Below are 17552 nucleotides of genomic sequence, written 5' to 3'. Positions count from 1 at the left end.
CTAGAAAGGAATCTTATGTTACACAACGCATTTGCCTATGTCACAAGAAAATTTTTTAAGTCGCTTGTGATCTTTCTTATCATTCTCTTGATGGCTAGTTTGAGTTTGGTCGGCTTATCTATCAAGGGTGCGACAGCCAAGGCTTCTCAAGAAACCTTTAAAAATATCACCAATAGTTTCTCCATGCAAATCAACCGCAGGGTCAATCAAGGAACTCCACGTGGTGCGGGGAATATCAAGGGTGAAGATATTAAAAAAATTACTGAGAATAAGGCCATTGAATCCTACATCAAACGAATTAATGCTATCGGTGATTTGACAGGCTATGAACTGATTGAAACGCCTGAAACCAAGAAAAATCTAACTGCAGATCGAGCTCAACGTTTTGGAAGTAGCTTGATGATAACAGGAGTTAATGATTCGGCTAAAGAAGACAAGTTTGTGTCAGGCTCTTACAAACTGGTCGAAGGAGAACATTTAACAAACGATGACAAATACCAAATTCTCATGCACAAAGACTTGGCTGCTAAACATGGCTGGAAAGTAGGGGATAAGGTCAAACTGAACTCCAATATCTACGATGCAGATAATGAAAAAGGAGCAAAGGAAACAGTAGAAGTAACGATCAAAGGACTTTTTGATGGACACAACAAATCTGCTGTAACCTATTCACAAGAACTTTATGAGAATACAGCTATCACAGATATTCACACAGCAGCCCAACTCTATGGTTATACAGAAGATACAGCTATTTATGGAGATGCTACCTTCTTTGTAGCTGGAGATAAGAACCTAGATACTGTCATGCAAGAAATAGGGTCTATCAACGGTATCAACTGGAAGATGTATAGCTTGATTAAGAGTTCATCTAACTATCCTGCCCTTGAACAATCTATCTCAGGCATGTACAAGATGGCTAATCTACTCTTCTGGGGTAGCTTGAGCTTCTCTGTTCTTCTACTTGCTCTCTTACTGACACTATGGATTAACGCCCGTCGTAAAGAGGTTGGAATTCTCCTTTCAATTGGTCTAAAACAAGCAAGTATTCTTGGACAATTTATCACAGAAGCAGTTATGATTGCAATTCCAGCACTAATTTCAGCTTATTTCCTAGCCAACTATACTGCTCGTACTGTTGGAAATACAGTGCTTGCAAATGTCACATCAGATGTGGCTAAGCAAGCTAGTAAGGCAGCCCAAGCCTCTAATCTTGGTGGTGGTGCAGAAGTTGATGGCTTTAGCAAGACACTTTCAAGTCTGGATATATCCATTCAACCTTCTGACTTTGCCATCATCTTTGTACTTGGCATAGTTCTTGTAGTATTAGTTATGGCACTTGCTTCAAGCAATCTCCTCTTTAAACAACCAAAAGAACTCTTGTTGGATAGTGAATAAAAAACATGCTACCTATTCTCATTCAAATGAGATATAATATAGGTAGCATTTTTGATAGAAAAGGATTTATATGAAAATTCTAATTGTAGAAGATGAAGACATGATCCGCGAGGGAATTAGTGACTATTTGACGGATTGTGGCTATGAAACCATTCAGGCAGCAGATGGCCTTGAGGCCTTAGAACAATTTTCCAATCACCAAGTTGCCTTGGTTCTCTTAGATATTCAAATGCCGAAACTTAATGGTTTAGAGGTTTTGTCAGAAATCCGTAAAAGTAGCCAAGTTCCGGTCTTGATGTTGACAGCCTTTCAGGACGAAGAATATAAGATGAGTGCCTTTGCTGCATTTGCAGATGGTTATTTGGAAAAGCCTTTTTCTCTATCTTTGTTAAAAGTACGAGTGGATGCCATCTTTAAACGTTATTATGATACTGGTCGTATTTTTACCTATAGAGACACCGAGGTAGACTTTGACAGCTATAGCGCCAAAGTAGCTGGCCAAGAAGTTGCAGTGAATGCAAAAGAACTGGAAATTTTAGACTATCTGGTTAAAAATGAAGGTCGAGCCTTAACACGGTCGCAGATTATCGATGCTGTATGGAAGATGACAGATGAGGTTCCTTTTGACAGAGTGATTGATGTCTATATCAAGGAACTACGGAAAAAATTGGATTTAGACTGTATTCTTACCGTGCGCAATGTTGGTTATAAATTGGAGAGAAAATGAGACGTTCAGGTTTATTTAAAAAAATTTTTATCTATACCTTCTCGGTATTTTCTACCTTGGTCATTTTTTTGCATTTGGCCATCTATTTCCTCTTTCCTCCGACCTATCTCAGTCACCGTCAGGAAAGTATCGGGCAAAAGGCTACAGAAATTGCCCAGTCCCTCCAAGGAAAGGACAGTCAAGCTATTCAGGAAGTCCTTGAACTTTATTCTAAAAGCAGTGATATTAAGGGAGCTGTTAAGGGAGAGATGACTCAGGATAAGTTGGAAGTCAATGATAATCTTCCCATTGATAAACAACGACAAACGGCCTCCTTGGTTATTGAGGAAAGAGAAGTTCAAACTAAGGATGGTCAGACCATGACCTTGCAGTTTTTAGCTTCTATGGATTTACAGAAAGAAGCAGAAGACATCAGTCTTCAATTTCTGCCTTATACTTTATTAGCGTCTTTCATCATTTCGCTCCTCATCGCCTTTATCTATGCTAGAACCATTGTTGCTCCTATTTTGGAAATCAAACGAGTGACTCGACGGATGATGGATTTGGATGCAGAAGTGAGGTTGCGCGTGGATTCACAGGATGAAATTGGTGACCTCAAAGAACAAATCAATAGCCTCTATCAACACCTCTTGACTGTTATTGCTGATCTACATGAGAAAAATGAGGCCATCCTCCAGTTAGAAAAGATGAAGGTCGAATTTTTACGAGGTGCCTCCCATGAACTGAAAACACCTCTAGCTAGTCTGAAGATTCTTCTGGAAAACATGCAAGCAAATATTGGCCGCTACAAAGATCGTGACCATTATCTTGGAGTTTCTTTAGGTATCGTGGATGATTTAAGTCACCATGTGCAGCAAATTCTATCCCTTTCTTCGGTGCAGGAATTTCGAGATAAGAAAGAACAAATCAACCTTCTTAAAATGACAGATTTTCTCTTAAAGGATTATGATTTATTAGCCAAAGAGAGAAAAATCACTGTAGAAAATCAACTCACAGACCAACAAACTTATATAAATCCTTCGGTACTAAAGCTGATTCTTTCCAATCTTATCAGTAATGCTGTGAAACACTCTGTTCAGGGTGGTTATCTAAAAATTGGGACCGAAGATGACTGGTTTTTCATTGAAAACACCTGTACAACAGAAGAGCAAGATAAGTTTGAACAATCCTTTACAACTTCTAGTCGCCAAAGTAAGGGAGCTGGTTTGGGACTATTTGTGGTCAAGAGTTTATTGGAAAACGAAGAAATTGACTATCGCTTTGAAAGATATGAAGATCACTTAGTCTTTTATATGAACCTACCTAAAGACCTGTAAAATTAGGACTTTGAGGAGAGTTCCATATTTTTAGATAGAAGAAATTCAATCTAAACTACAGGAAAAACTAGCTTTTTTTGCTAAAAAGTGATAAAATGAACAATGTAAATGGGATATCCCATAAAAATATACAGGAGGCCTGATAAAATGGCAATCGTTTCAGCAGAAAAATTTGTCCAAGCAGCTCGTGACAATGGTTATGCAGTTGGTGGATTTAACACAAACAACCTTGAGTGGACTCAAGCTATCTTGCGCGCAGCAGAAGCTAAAAAAGCTCCAGTTTTGATCCAAACTTCAATGGGTGCTGCTAAATACATGGGTGGTTATAAAGTTGCTCGCAACTTGATCGCTAACCTTGTAGAATCAATGGGTATCACTGTACCAGTAGCTATCCACCTTGACCACGGTCACTACGAAGATGCACTTGAGTGTATTCAAGTTGGTTATACTTCAGTAATGTTTGACGGTTCACACCTTCCAGTTGAAGAAAACCTTGAAAAAGCTCGTAAAGTTGTAGAATTTGCTCATGCAAATGGTGTATCAGTAGAAGCTGAAGTTGGAACTATCGGTGGTGAAGAAGACGGAATCATCGGTGATGGCGAATTGGCTCCAATCGAAGACGCTAAAGCAATGGTTGCAACTGGTATCGACTTCTTGGCAGCTGGTATCGGTAACATCCACGGTCCTTACCCTGCAAACTGGAAAGGTCTTCACCTTGACCACTTGCAAAAATTGACTGAAGCTGTACCAGGATTCCCAATCGTATTGCACGGTGGATCAGGTATTCCTGATGACCAAATCCAAGCAGCTATCAAACTTGGTGTTGCTAAAGTTAACGTTAACACTGAATGCCAAATCGCATTCGCTAACGCAACTCGTAAATTTGCTCGTGACTACGAAGCAAACGAAGCAGAATACGACAAGAAGAAACTCTTCGACCCACGTAAATTCTTGGCTGACGGTGTAAAAGCTATCCAAGCATCAGTTGAAGAACGTATCGACGTATTCGGTTCAGAAGGTAAAGCTTAATCTAGCTTAACCATATAAAACAGAAACCTGCCCCTGAGGGTGGGTTTTTTCGTTTTCTAACTCTTCTCAATCGTATTTAAAAAGTGATATAATGAAGATGGAAGAAAGCATTTAGTGATTTTTGGTAAAACTAGCTTTTTAATCAACCCTTGAAAGGAAAGATAGCCATGATATTCGACCAGTCCTTGCAAGCCTACGTCCATGAAGTAGATGATGTTCTTGTGGCTTGGGAAGAAAAACCAAGTGGGAATTTTGAGGTGGGAGCTCAGTTGCTTGCATCCAATTACCATAGAAACAGGTCTCGTATTCTTGCATTTATATTGCCTCGTTTACAAGAATTTTATGGTCATTTCACAGATGAAGAAGCTACTGAAAAATTGGGTAAACCCATCATCGAGCCAGAAAGACAAACCGTTACTTTCTGCGATCAAACTTTTGATGATATTCATATCTTTTCTTTTGACTATCAGGGGCAGGCATTTGAGTGTCTGGAGAATTTTGCCATTGATGGTTAAGGTCTGTTTTCAGTTTTAAAAAGAAGGAGAGAGACTGATGAGTACTGCTGATTTTGTCTTTATTGAGAGTAAAGACCCCATATTCCTAGATTTACAAGCCTTTTGTACTGCTTTGAGAGAAAAGTTCCCAGGTATTTTGATCAGAGAAAGGACGAATCCTGAAAAAGCTTACTCGCTTTCTTGGGATTATCAAAGTCCTCAGCTTACTTTGGAAAGTTCACTGACTAGCAAGAAAAATGTTTTTGTGATTGATTACTTTGATTCAACGAACAGGTTACAAGATTATGCCTCCTATATCGTCTGGCTTCGGAAATGGTTTCCACCTGAAGAGAAGGTTTCCTTTTGTGATGAAGGATATGAGTATGTGTTTGAACTTCCTAGTGATTTATCCCAAAAGGAGTTTGAAAACTACTTACGAACAAGATTTGATGAGTGAAGAAGAAGTGTGAAAATGAAATATAGAATACTAGAGAAAAACCAATCTAAAGTTGCTAAAAGAGTCTAATTTTTGTACAATAATGCTATGAAAAAACTGAAAAAATGGAGTCTTGGCTTTCTTAGTTTCATTCTTTTGTTTTTAGGGGCAACATTCATCTTTCATCGTATCAGCTTGGAAAAGGAACAAGCCTCACTAACACCTGTGGGACAGCAAGTTCTTGTCAATGGGCACCAAATGAATGTTTACGTTGAAGGGGATGGTCCAGAGACAATAGTAGTTCTATCAGGTGCTGGAATTGCTTCACCTATATTAGACTTTAAGAATCTAACAGATTCCCTATCAAAAAAATATAAGATTGTCGTAGTCGAGAGAGCTGGCTATGGTTATAGCGAGGATAGTAATCAATCCAGAGATGTGACGGAAGTTTTGTCTGAGACACGTCAAGCTCTATCTCAAGCAAATATATCAGGACCTTTTATCATTCTGTCTCATTCAATGGCTAGTCTTGAAAGTCTGGCTTGGCAGGAGAAGTATCCTAATGAAGTGAAAGCCTTGGTTGGACTTGATTGGGCTTTGCCGTCAAGTTATGAGGATTTAAAGGACAATCAAGTCCTCCTTACTGTAGCCTACTGGAGCAGCAAGATTGGCTTATTACGTTATTTTCCTGAGTCCTTTTATATAAAAAATCCAACTCTGACCGAAAATGAACGACAACAATATAAAATCCTAGCTTATAAGCAGTTGATCTCACAAGCCATGCTTCATGAATCCCGTTTGGTAAAGGAAAATGCTAAGAAAGTTCCCTCTAGCATTAATCCGAAAATTCCAGCCTTACTCCTGGTTTCTAACGGTGAAGGTACGACCTTTAGCCAATCAGAATGGCAGCATTATGCTATGAGGTTTGCCAGTGACCAGTCTAATGTGAAAGTCGTCTATATAGATGCGCCACACGACCTTTATCATTCTCAAAGCCATGAGGTTATTACTCGTATTGAAGAATTTTTAGAGAATAATTGAGGGCTTAAAAATCCATTGAGACTGATGATAATAATTAAATGCTGGAGGATTAACAGTAGAATCGTTAATTTTCTCGATTAAAAAATTCTTTTTCTTACCAAAAAACCTGCCCCTAAGGGCAGGTTTTTTGGTGTCTTAAGGAAACTATTTAATAGAATTTTTGATTAAAAGTTTCATTTTAAGAGAGAAATCTCTAATTTCATAATCAATAAGCAAACGCTTGCATTCCTATTTTTATTAGATTATAATAGGTTGGTATAAAGCCTTCTGTAATAATATTGAAAAAGTGTAGAAAGTAAGGATTTAGAATATTTGTAGTCAAAAATACAATGTTGCTTCTTACGATAGGGAGATAGATATGGCAATGATAGAAGTGGAACATCTTCAGAAAAATTTTGTGAAGACAGTAAAGGAGCCAGGTTTGAAGGGGGCTTTGCGCTCCTTTATTCATCCTGAAAAGCAGACCTTTGAAGCGGTCAAGGATTTGACCTTTGAAGTTCCCAAAGGCCAAATTTTAGGATTTATCGGGGCAAATGGTGCTGGGAAGTCGACAACCATCAAAATGCTGACAGGGATTTTAAAACCGACATCTGGTTTTTGTCGGATTAACGGCAAGATTCCCCAGGATAATCGCCAAGATTATGTCAAGGATATTGGAGTCGTTTTCGGACAGCGCACCCAGCTATGGTGGGATTTGGCTCTACAAGAGACCTACACGGTCTTGAAAGAGATTTACGATGTGCCAGACTCGCTTTTCCATAAGCGCATGGACTTTTTGAATGAAGTTTTGGATTTGAAGGAATTTATCAAGGATCCTGTGCGGACTCTTTCACTAGGTCAACGGATGCGGGCGGATATTGCGGCTTCCTTGCTTCACAATCCCAAAGTTCTCTTTTTAGATGAACCGACTATTGGTTTGGATGTGTCGGTCAAGGATAACATTCGACGTGCTATCACCCAGATCAATCAGGAGGAAGAGACAACTATTCTCTTGACTACTCATGATTTGAGTGATATTGAGCAACTCTGTGATCGGATTTTTATGATTGACAAGGGGCAGGAGATTTTTGATGGGACGGTTAGCCAGCTCAAGGAAACCTTTGGCAAGATGAAGACTCTTTCCTTTGAACTGCTACCAGGTCAAAGTCATCTCCTTTCTCACTATGAAGATTTTTCGGATATGTCCATTGATAGACAAGGAAACAACCTGACTATTGAATTTGATAGTTCCCGCTACCAATCAGCTGATATTATCAAGCAAACCTTATCTGATTTTGAAGTCCGTGATTTGAAGATGGTAGATACGAATATTGAAGATATTATCCGTCGCTTCTATCGAAAGGAGCTCTAAGATGGTCAAATTATGGAGACGTTATAAACCCTTTATCAATGCAGGGATTCAGGAGTTGATTACCTATCGAGTCAACTTTATTCTCTATCGGATTGGTGATGTCATGGGGGCTTTTGTGGCCTTTTATCTCTGGAAGGCAGTCTTTGACTCCTCCCAGGAGTCCTTGATTCAGGGCTTCAGTATGGCAGATATCACTCTCTACATCATCATGAGTTTTGTGACCAATCTGTTGACCAGGTCTGATAGCTCCTTTATGATTGGGGAGGAGGTCAAGGATGGCTCCATTATCATGCGGCTGCTGAGACCAGTGCATTTTGCGGCCTCTTACCTTTTCACCGAACTTGGCTCCAAGTGGTTGATTTTTATCTCTGTTGGATTGCCATTTTTAAGTGTCATTGTTTTGATAAAAATCTTATCTGGGCAAGGTATTCTAGAGGTTCTAGGATTAACTGTCCTTTATCTCTTTAGCTTAACTCTGGCTTATCTGATTAACTTTTTCTTTAATATCTGCTTTGGATTTTCAGCCTTTGTATTTAAAAATTTATGGGGTTCCAATCTACTCAAGACTTCAATAGTGGCCTTTATGTCTGGAAGTTTAATTCCCTTGGCTTTCTTTCCAAAGGTGATTTCAGATATTCTCTCCTTCTTGCCTTTCTCATCCTTAATTTACACTCCGGTCATGATTATTGTTGGGAAATACGATGCCAGTCAGATTCTTCAAGCACTTTTGCTTCAGTTTTTCTGGCTTATAGTGATGGTGGGCTTGTCTCAGTTGATTTGGAAACGAGTCCAGTCATTTATCACCATTCAGGGAGGTTAGGATGAAAAAATATCAACGCATGCATCTGATTTTTATCAGACAATACATCAAGCAAATCATGGAATACAAGGTGGATTTTGTGGTTGGTGTCTTGGGAGTCTTTCTGACTCAAGGCCTGAACCTCTTGTTTCTCAATGTACTCTTTCAACACATCCCCTCGCTAGAAGGTTGGACCTTTCAAGAGATTGCCTTTATCTATGGATTTTCCTTAATTCCAAAGGGATTAGATCATCTCTTTTTTGACAATCTCTGGGCTTTAGGTCAACGACTAGTTCGAAAAGGGGAGTTTGACAAGTATCTGACCCGTCCTATCAATCCTCTCTTTCACATCCTCGTTGAGACCTTTCAGATTGATGCCTTGGGTGAACTTTTGGTCGGTGGCATCTTACTAGCAACAACGGCGACTAGCATTGCTTGGACTCTTCCAAAATTCCTGATTTTTCTAGTTTGTATTCCTTTTGCGACCTTGATTTACACTTCTTTAAAAATCGCGACAGCCAGCATCGCTTTTTGGACCAAGCAGTCAGGTGCCATGATTTACATTTTCTATATGTTTAATGATTTTGCCAAGTACCCGATTTCCATTTACAATTCGCTCCTTCGTTGGTTAATTAGCTTCATCGTACCTTTTGCTTTTACGGCCTACTATCCTGCCAGCTATTTCTTGCAGGACAAGGATGTCTTCTTTAATATCGGTGGTTTGATTCTGATTTCCCTTGTCTTCTTTGTCATTTCTTTGAAACTATGGGACAAGGGCTTAGATGCCTACGAAAGTGCTGGTTCGTAAGAGCTAAAGTAAGACTAAAACCAAGAAAGGATTTTGTAATGTTTGTTATTGAAGAGGTCAAGAATGAAGCACAAAAAATGGCAGTAGTCACTGAAGTCTTACATGACTTACCAGAATGGTTTGGAATACCAGAAAGCACGCAAGCCTATATCGAAGGAGCCAAGGACTTGCAAGTGTGGGCTGCCTATCAGGAGAGTGATTTGGCTGGATTTGTAAGCTTGGCCTATTCCAGTGAAGATTGTGCAGAGATTGATTGTATCGGTGTAAAAAGAGCTCATCAAGGTAGAGGAATTGGGAGTCAATTACTTGCTACTTTAGAAAATGAAGCACGCAAAAACGTTGTTTATTTGCAAGTGAAAACAGTAGCAGAAGGCTCTAATAAAGATTATGATCGAACAAATGTCTTTTATCGCAGTCTTGGCTTTAAAAAATTAGAGATTTTTCCACAACTTTGGGGGCCTCAAAATCCTTGTCAGATTTTGATTAAAAAGATCAACTAAAAGTGCTTGACATCCGCTATCAGAGTGCTATACTGAGAAGGTAATCGCCGATTTAGCTCAGTTGGTAGAGCAACGCACTCGTAACGCGTAGGTCACAGGTTCGATCCCTGCAATCGGCATTTTTAGTAATGTAAAGAAAGACAAAGAATATGCAAAGTGTTTATTTAAAGGCAATCATCACAAATTCATTTTTAAAAATAAATTAGTATTTTTTGTTTTTTTGACCAAATTTTGACCAAATTTTGACCAAAAATTATATTTTGGTCAATGATTATAGAATAAAATGGATCATGAAAATGTCTTTGATTTATAGTAGTGTTAAAAAGGACTTCCTTTATTGGAATGTCCTTATTTTTATTATGGAAATGACAAATGAGGTTAAGATTCAGTTCTATGAACTCAGAAAGAAAGTACAAAGCTTTAATCAGCTTTCAAAAAGATTTGGTATGGATATTTCTGGCTATGGTATGTGACAAGGTGAATTGATAGTTATTGAACAGAGAGCGTTAAAAAAGGGAAGAATCGTTACTATTCCACTGAATTAAAACAAGAAATAAATCAACAAAAGCCTATATAATAACAAATGTATTAAAAATAAAAAGATTTAGTTCAGTGTAATGCAGAACCAAATCTTATAGATAAATTATTTGTCTATTTTTTAGGAATTATATCTCTAAACGATATCATTTAACAATTAAATTGTTAGATCGAGCTTAAATCTCTGGTTTAATTTATTTATTGTGTCACTATCATTATATTCCTTAAATATTCTCATAGCTTTAGAACATTCTTTTTTACCTAGCTCTATTTGATTAGTTTTTATAAGATAAATACCTCTTAGAAAGAGCAAATAATTCTTTTCAAAATAATATCCTTGTCTAGTAAGTAAATTTTCTAAATCATCTATAAAAAATTGAGCGCTGTCTAACAAATTATTTTTTAATAACATTTCTAGGTTAAATAAATATAGAGGAATTACTTTATGTGTTCCGGTATCCGTTTTTAAAAAATGTCGTGTTTTCTTGATTACTATTCTATATAGTAAGCTAATGGTTTTAGTATTCATAAAAAACACTGAATTATAGAAAAGTTTTAGTTCATACTCCATCCAAGTATCTACAGAAAGCAGATATTTTATTAATTCATTACATTTAGATGAATTATAAGGAAGGTTTGCAAGACGATTAATCTGTTGTTCAGCAATCAATTTTATGTGATAATTGCATAAACTTTTTTCTTGCTTTTGTTTTAACTCTATTTTATCCACTAATTCTTGAAGTAAAAATATATCTGAAGAATTTACAGCATGTTCTAATTCTTCAAAAAGACATTCTTTTTTGGAATAATAACAATGAACTAATTCTTCAAATTCTGAAAATGATATTCCAAGACGATTTAACAGAATATAAAAATGATTAATAGATAATTTTGTAATGCCATTTTCGAAACGAGAAATAGTTGATTCACTAATTTCATTACATGATAAATCTTTAAGACGAAAGTTTTTTGAAATACGAATATCCTTTAAAACTGCTCCAAAATTTTCCATTTTCATCCTCTTCCATTTTTGCAAAAAATAAAACACTTTTTTTCATTTTTGATATTATTATACAAAAATAAAAAAGAAAGGACAATAATATTATGAAAAAAATTTTATTGTCAACAGTTGCTTTACTAAGCTTAGTAGCCTCCTTTCCTTGCCAACAGATAATCAAGTTTCTGCTCAAGAATCCTCCTCTCAAACGACTTATAGTCAGTCAAGTGGAACTTGGCTAAAATCTGATAGCCGTTGGTGGTATAAGCATTCTGATGGTTCATATACTACAAATGGATGGGAAAAAATAGGTGGTACCTGGTACTATTTTGATAGTGAAGGTTGGATGAAGACAGGCTGGATTAAAGAATCTGGAAACTGGTATTATCTAGATGATAGTGGTGCTATGAAAACTGGATGGTGTTGGGTTTCTGGTAGCTGGTATTATTTAAATGGTAGCGGTGTAATGCAAACGGGACTACAGACTATCAATGGAAAACAATACTATTTATCTAGCAGTGGTGATATGCAAGTTGGTTGGCATAATATCGGAGATGATACCTATTTCTTTGCTAATAGTGGGGAAAATCAAAATATTAATCGTCGTGCTTTAGTTCTCGGTGAAACATCAACTATAGCTGTTCCTATCGAAGATGTTAATGCTATGGAAAAGGTATTTAGTAACCAAAACTTTAGTGAAGTTGTTCGTTTCCCAGATAGAACTAAGTCCGAGATTATTGCAAAAATGCAAGAACTTTTTGAATCTTCTAGCGAAAGTGATGTGAACTATCTTTACTTTACTTGTCATGGAGGAAAAGATGGAAGAATCTATATTGGCGGTGATGGTCTGACATTTTCTGGTTGGGAATTGGCGTCCATTTTGAAACAATACAAAGGTAAGTTTGTGGTTATGCTGGATTGTTGCTATTCAGGAACAATTATAAATGCAGGTAAGTCAGATGAAAAGGCCGTCTCTAAGTCTGAAGAAGTATTTGATGAACAAGAATTTTTAGCAGGATTTTCAACAGGAGATGTAGCAAGCAAGAATGGTGAAATGCTTGATTCTAAATTCCTCGTACTATGTGCCTCTTGGAAGGGGGAAGAATCGTATAGTACATATGGAGGTGGGAGTCTTGCCACAAGATACTGGGCAATGGGAACAGGCTGGAATCCTCTTCAAAATATAAAGATTTCGCCTGTAGCTGATGTCAATAAGAATGGAAGAGTTACTTTGGATGAACTCTATCAATATTCTTACAGTCAGGTTCTTGAAGCTATATCAAGAAGTAATAAGCAACAACATGTATCAGTTTATCCAGACAACAGTCAATTTGTTTTATTCAAGAAATAAGGAGGCAATAAAATGAAAGTATCAAAAAAAATCACACTATTTAGTTTGTCATTAGCAGGTTTAGCTATGTTTGCACTTCCTCAATCTGCTAAAGCTTTTGAATTACAAGAGGTATGGCCTATTAAGGGAGGGGTGCAATATCAAGATGGCAAAATTCTCCGATTTGATAACGGCCATGAAGTAGATATCAAAGTCTTGGATTTGCCCAAAAACGAAAAAATTGAATGGAAAGTCACTTTAAATGGCCAAGATCAGACTGTCAATTTTCTAGGTCAAGAAAAGGACAAGTCTATGGTCGGTACAGAGGGGCGTTACCTGAATTTCTATGTACCTTATGGCTATAGAGGAGATATCAAGGTAGAAGCCAAGAGCGGAAACGAAGTGAAGACCTGGTCAACGAAAGTTGTAGATGATATTCATAATGATAGTGGAAAGAGTGGTTACTACCGTATTGAAGAATCAAATGATCAATACACTTACCTCGATGCTAAATGGGACTATCAAACCAAGACTTACACTGCTAATTTACCAGAGACTGTTAATGGTCAAAAAGTTTTTGCTTGGGCAAATTATGATAATGACGAGTTGAAACTAGAAAAACTACAATCTATCAGTCATAAATATGATAATGGAGGAGCTTTCAGAGAACTTTATCCGATTGTAAAAGCCGAAAGCTGGCTAAAATCAAACCAAAACTGGTACTATCAAAAACAAGGTCAATTAGTTCAAAATTCTTGGATCAAGGATTCGGGAAGCTGGTACTTTATGGATGATGAAGGGGTTATGTTTAATCAAACATGGCTATACCAAGGTGGTAGCTGGTATGCCTTTAAATCATCAGGAGCTATGATTTCAGCTGATTGGCTATATGATAATGGTTCTTGGTATTACCTAAAGGACTCAGGTTCAATGGCAACAGGTTGGCTTAAAAATGGTGGCTCTTGGTATTACCTAGACAATTCAGGTTCAATGGCAACAGGTTGGCTTAAAGATAGTGGAACTTGGTATTATCTAAAAGATTCAGGTTCTATGGCGACAGGCTGGGTAAAAGATAGTGGCTCTTGGTATTATCTAAAGAACTCAGGTTCAATGGCAACAGGTTGGGTCAAAGATAGTGGTAAGTGGTACTATCTGGCTTCATCTGGTAATATGCTTAGCAATACACGCACACCAGATGGCTATTATGTAGATGCCAGTGGTGCTTGGAAATAAATTTTAAACAGAGAAAATCTACTGAGAAGGTAGATTTTCTTTTTTAGTTAATGAATATAGAATAAAGTAGATCAGGACTGGTCTATTTTATTCTATATTTTTTATTTGATTATTATAAATTCACCTTTTAAGTATGGTATAATAGTAACGAAATAACAGTTATTCTAATTTTTTCTCTGCTATGATTACATACAAGTTTTTATTTTAAAAAGTAACCAAGATGAGATTCATCCAAAAGCAAGATAAAAAAGGAAAAACGATAAGAGATCTATCAACAATCATATTTAACAGCGACATCACGATTAGAAATATTCCTGAAAAAGCGTATGAATATGTTGTAAATGGGAGATCCACTATTGAATGGATAATGGATCAATATCAAGTTAAAATTGATAAAAAATCTGGAATTACAGATGATACAAATGATTATAGTGATGATGAAAAGTACATTTCTAATTTGCTATTGAGAATCATCAATGTATCTATCCAAACGGTTAATTTAATCAATAGTTTACTTAAATTTGAAGTGGAGGAGTAAAATTATGGATAGCAATAATAATGCTTTAAATATAATCATTTTATTGATGAACTCTATAATGGTAACAATAATTTTATTCTTCTATGTAAGGAATAGAAATAGAGAAAAATTAAAAAATCCTAATTTTAGAAGTATAGAAAAAATTATGAACAAGTATTATTCTGGATATTTTTTTAAGTTTCAAGACCTAGAATACTACCCAAAATTAAAAATAATTTATAGAAATCTATTATATGAATTTGACCAAGAAGGAATTTATTTAGAAACTCTAGAAGAATACATTAAAATAGAAAATAAAACATCTTATCTAAAGAATTCTATAGCAGTCGTTATTGCTTTTTTTGGTGGTCAAGAATTAGATAAACTCCTTTCTAATTTTAAAAATATTCATGAATATTTTAGCAAAGAAAATTTTAATAATTTATTAAAACAACCAAGTCAGATTTTAAGTGAGCCGGAAAAACTAAATCAAATATTTCTTTTTTTAGCATCGGTTATTTTGATTTTATTTTCTATTTTATTCTTTTTTATTATTCTATTCCTTGATAATAGACATTTTATAAAAAAATATAGTTTAAAAAAGCAAGGGAAGCATATAATAGAAGATGTGATAACTTACTCTAAAAACAACAAAAATATAGGAGATTTAAACTCTAATGATTTCGTTTTCACTGATGAGAATATCTGTTTATTAAATATTGGAATCATAAAGATAGAAGAGATGTTTACAATCACTTTTCCTAAAAATTTTACGAGTATAGGGAAAAAACTTGTGTATAATATAGAAAATAATACAAATAGAATTGAAATTCCTGGAATTATTTTTAATAATCAGAAGTATACATTTGTTTTTAAGAGACGGTCAAAAAATTCTACTCCATGTCTAATTGACGTTAAAACTCCAAATGGTATAAGTATATCCACGGAGAAAATAAAAAAGTTAATAACAATATTTGAAATCTTATTTTTAGGTGCTGAAATTGAGTATAATAAAATTACTTTTTTCGAAAAAGTGCTTCTTAAATTCACGGCTAATAATGATAACCCTACATTGGGAAGTAAAGTGTTCAAAGTTTTAAAATGCATAGCTTTTATAGTAGTATTTATTCTTTTGTTTATTTTAGTAATTATCGTTGGTATATTTATTATTGGAAATTATCTATTTTATATCCTCCTTTTTATTTATTTCCTCTTTAGATTAGCTCATTATATTGTAAAAAAATTATTTAGCTAATTAAGTACTTAAGAGATAAATTATGATATGGTTGAATTTAGAACCAATAAAAAATTGTGTAAAATATCTAAATAAGCAAGTTTATTGTATCAAGGAGAACCCAAATGGAGTTAAAAAAAGTAATTTATTACAATTCTGTACCACAATTTTTAAAGCCAAAATTAAATTTTTTTGCAAGAGATTTTCTAAATGATTATTCTGTTCAGATAGAAGACATAGAAGCAGGTTCTAATTTTGAAGTTGATGTAGAGTATGAAGGCAATTTAGAAGTTTATTTCGTTAAGTTTATCTTTAGAAAAAAAGGTGGTGGTGTGTTTAGTGGTAATTCTGAAAATGAATTAGATATTTATTGCAATAATGAACTCTCTGCAACTGTAATTTTAGAATAATAAAGTGAGAAAAAATATTATTCGTAGTAGACTATAATGTATATATATTGGTAAGAACGAGAGAGAATCAGTGATTCTTTCTTTTGTAATTTCAAATAAATTCAATGACGTTTTTATATGTGTTTGAAAAGTATGTGATGGATTAAATTTCTACAAATATTTTGGAGACAAAAATAACACTATCATTAGATAATGTTATTTTTTTTGTTTTCGTTGTAGAAATGTGTAGCAATTTCCTTAACATAATTTTCATATTTTGCTGGAATTTCTGCATTTAAAATATAGTTTTGATAATTAAAACTTTCATCAATTGGGTATTCACTATTTACTAAACTCATAAAATCAAGTATTCTTCTTTTTTCAGTATCAGATTCAATATGATTTTTAAAAGTATCGATCTGAGATAAAGAGTTGTTACAATCATCATTAATGAGATGGTGTTTTTCGTGAAGAAGGATATTTATTTTTTCAATATCAGTTGTATTGGAACTAAGGAAAATAAAGTGTTTGTTATTTGCAAGTACATATCTCCCCTTACAGGATAAGTTGTCAAGGATGACAACTTGGCAGTTTAATTGCTCAATCTCTTTTATAACTTTATTTAGATTCATACTTATTTTTTATTTGCGAAGTAATCTTTCAGATAATTTTTTATGATTTCTCGGTCATCATCTGTGATAGGCGTACCATCGAAAGCGACTGAATTATCAATAGCAGTATCTAAATCAATATCCGAATCAGGTTCAGGAAAATCAGTTTTCCCTAAAAGGTAGTCAGTTGAAACGTTGAAAAAATCTGCAAGTTTCTGAAGATTTTCTGCTGATGGTTTTCTTAGCCCTTTCTCCCACTGGGCATAACTTTGAGGTGAAGTTTGGAAGTGGTTTGCTACCTCTTTTTGAGTGAGTTTATTGTTCAGTCGAACTGCTTTTAATCTATCTTTAAATTCCATAATAAGTACCGTAATAAGAAATAATAAAATTATTTTACAAAAGTCTTGACAAAGTAATCATTTGATTATATAATAGTCGATGTAATCAGATGATTACATTTTCTATGGTGATTGAACTTTGAAAATTTAATAAAAAAACGTGTCAGGCAATGATTTACACTGACCAAACACGAATAATTGATGTTGCAACTTTATTATAAGTGATTTATGGTTAAAAGTCAAGGCTGTTAGTAGTTCTAGTTTTTATATTTACTAGTCATTTCATATGATCACGTTGGGTATTTCGTCCTTTCGCCTTAGTAGATAAGTAAAGGGAACTGACGGCTGAAAACAGTCAATGATACTTCGTAGAAGGTAGCTAGAGAGAGATAGTGAAGTCTATATGTCGTATGGTCGGTATGTGAGAGTTAAGTGATTAACTTTTGCTAATGCCTTTAGGTAAGAAAGAG

At 35.1% G+C, this 17552-nt stretch carries 17 protein-coding genes, 1 tRNA gene and 2 pseudogenes; 17 read left to right on the top strand and 3 right to left on the bottom strand.

The annotated features are described in order from the left end of the window. Nucleotides 1-15 precede the first annotated feature (15 nt). The 12 genes from vex3 to QM419_RS04235 all read left to right on the top strand — a co-directional run bounded on the left by vex3 (nt 16) and on the right by QM419_RS04235 (nt 10015). A complete protein-coding gene (vex3, locus tag QM419_RS04290; protein WP_414277988.1) occupies nt 16-1395 on the top strand; it encodes an ABC transporter permease subunit Vex3 in 1380 nt (459 codons plus the stop codon). Nucleotides 1396-1465: 70 nt separating this feature from the next. Beyond that, nucleotides 1466-2122, top strand: a complete 657-nt coding sequence (gene vncR, locus QM419_RS04285; protein WP_414277987.1) for a response regulator transcription factor VncR — start codon at nt 1466-1468, stop codon at nt 2120-2122. Further along, complete coding sequence (vncS, locus tag QM419_RS04280) at nt 2119-3438, top strand: sensor histidine kinase VncS (RefSeq protein WP_414277986.1); 1320 nt, start codon at nt 2119-2121, stop codon at nt 3436-3438. The genes vncR and vncS overlap by 4 nt, the downstream gene beginning before the upstream one ends. 147 nt (nt 3439-3585) lie before the next feature. Next, entirely contained in the window at nt 3586-4467 is an 882-nt protein-coding gene (locus tag QM419_RS04275) for a class II fructose-bisphosphate aldolase (RefSeq protein ID WP_001019005.1), read from the top strand. A 167-nt stretch (nt 4468-4634) separates the two neighbouring features. After that, on the top strand, nt 4635-4982 hold the full coding sequence (locus tag QM419_RS04270) for a hypothetical protein (RefSeq protein ID WP_414277985.1): 348 nt from the start codon (nt 4635-4637) through the stop codon (nt 4980-4982). A gap of 37 nt (nt 4983-5019) precedes the next feature. After that, nucleotides 5020-5418 (top strand): hypothetical protein, encoded by a 399-nt coding sequence (locus tag QM419_RS04265; protein ID WP_414277984.1) that lies wholly within the window; start codon nt 5020-5022, stop codon nt 5416-5418. 87 nt (nt 5419-5505) lie between these two features. Further along, entirely contained in the window at nt 5506-6438 is a 933-nt protein-coding gene (locus tag QM419_RS04260; protein WP_414277983.1) for an alpha/beta hydrolase, read from the top strand. 358 nt (nt 6439-6796) lie between these two features. Then, nucleotides 6797-7789, top strand: coding sequence for an ABC transporter ATP-binding protein (locus tag QM419_RS04255; RefSeq protein WP_414277982.1), 993 nt, complete (start codon nt 6797-6799; stop codon nt 7787-7789). Nucleotide 7790: 1 nt separating this feature from the next. Next, nucleotides 7791-8609 carry an ABC transporter permease gene (locus tag QM419_RS04250; protein ID WP_414277981.1) on the top strand — a complete coding sequence of 273 codons (819 nt, stop codon included), beginning with the start codon at nt 7791-7793 and terminating at the stop codon, nt 8607-8609. A gap of 1 nt (nt 8610) precedes the next feature. Further along, nucleotides 8611-9396 carry an ABC transporter permease gene (locus QM419_RS04245; protein WP_178895195.1) on the top strand — a complete coding sequence of 262 codons (786 nt, stop codon included), beginning with the start codon at nt 8611-8613 and terminating at the stop codon, nt 9394-9396. Between the two features lie 38 nt (nt 9397-9434). Next, nucleotides 9435-9896: a GNAT family N-acetyltransferase gene (locus QM419_RS04240; protein WP_414277980.1), complete on the top strand. Its 462-nt coding sequence runs from the start codon at nt 9435-9437 to the stop codon at nt 9894-9896. Nucleotides 9897-9942: 46 nt separating this feature from the next. Then, nucleotides 9943-10015 (top strand) — tRNA-Thr (locus tag QM419_RS04235). A 575-nt stretch (nt 10016-10590) separates the two neighbouring features. Here QM419_RS04235 and QM419_RS04230 read toward each other — a convergent pair. Further along, complete coding sequence (locus QM419_RS04230) at nt 10591-11445, bottom strand: helix-turn-helix domain-containing protein (RefSeq protein WP_049549303.1); 855 nt, start codon at nt 11443-11445, stop codon at nt 10591-10593. 92 nt (nt 11446-11537) lie between these two features. Between QM419_RS04230 and QM419_RS04225 the strand changes: the two are divergent. The 5 genes and pseudogenes from QM419_RS04225 to QM419_RS04205 all read left to right on the top strand — a co-directional run bounded on the left by QM419_RS04225 (nt 11538) and on the right by QM419_RS04205 (nt 16154). Next, nucleotides 11538-12781: pseudogene (locus QM419_RS04225) on the top strand (caspase family protein). 12 nt (nt 12782-12793) lie between these two features. Then, nucleotides 12794-13993 carry an N-acetylmuramoyl-L-alanine amidase family protein gene (locus QM419_RS04220; protein ID WP_414267188.1) on the top strand — a complete coding sequence of 400 codons (1200 nt, stop codon included), beginning with the start codon at nt 12794-12796 and terminating at the stop codon, nt 13991-13993. Between the two features lie 208 nt (nt 13994-14201). After that, nucleotides 14202-14531 (top strand): annotated as a pseudogene (locus QM419_RS04215) (type ISP restriction/modification enzyme); the annotation flags it as partial. A 4-nt stretch (nt 14532-14535) separates the two neighbouring features. Beyond that, the gene (locus QM419_RS04210; RefSeq protein ID WP_414267189.1) at nt 14536-15765 is read left to right on the top strand and encodes a hypothetical protein; all 1230 of its coding nucleotides are present in this window, start codon (nt 14536-14538) and stop codon (nt 15763-15765) included. 104 nt (nt 15766-15869) lie between these two features. Then, nucleotides 15870-16154 carry a hypothetical protein gene (locus QM419_RS04205; RefSeq protein WP_414267190.1) on the top strand — a complete coding sequence of 95 codons (285 nt, stop codon included), beginning with the start codon at nt 15870-15872 and terminating at the stop codon, nt 16152-16154. 185 nt (nt 16155-16339) lie between these two features. Here QM419_RS04205 and QM419_RS04200 read toward each other — a convergent pair whose 3' ends face one another. Next, the gene (locus QM419_RS04200; protein ID WP_414267191.1) at nt 16340-16765 is read right to left on the bottom strand and encodes an ImmA/IrrE family metallo-endopeptidase; all 426 of its coding nucleotides are present in this window, start codon (nt 16763-16765) and stop codon (nt 16340-16342) included. A 2-nt stretch (nt 16766-16767) separates the two neighbouring features. After that, the gene (locus QM419_RS04195; protein ID WP_000394558.1) at nt 16768-17103 is read right to left on the bottom strand and encodes a helix-turn-helix domain-containing protein; all 336 of its coding nucleotides are present in this window, start codon (nt 17101-17103) and stop codon (nt 16768-16770) included. Nucleotides 17104-17552 lie beyond the last annotated feature (449 nt).

Source organism: Streptococcus infantis (assembly GCF_047464715.1).
In the GTDB taxonomy this organism is placed as follows: domain Bacteria; phylum Bacillota; class Bacilli; order Lactobacillales; family Streptococcaceae; genus Streptococcus; species Streptococcus infantis_S.
This window is presented reverse-complemented; position numbering and strand designations above follow the sequence as displayed.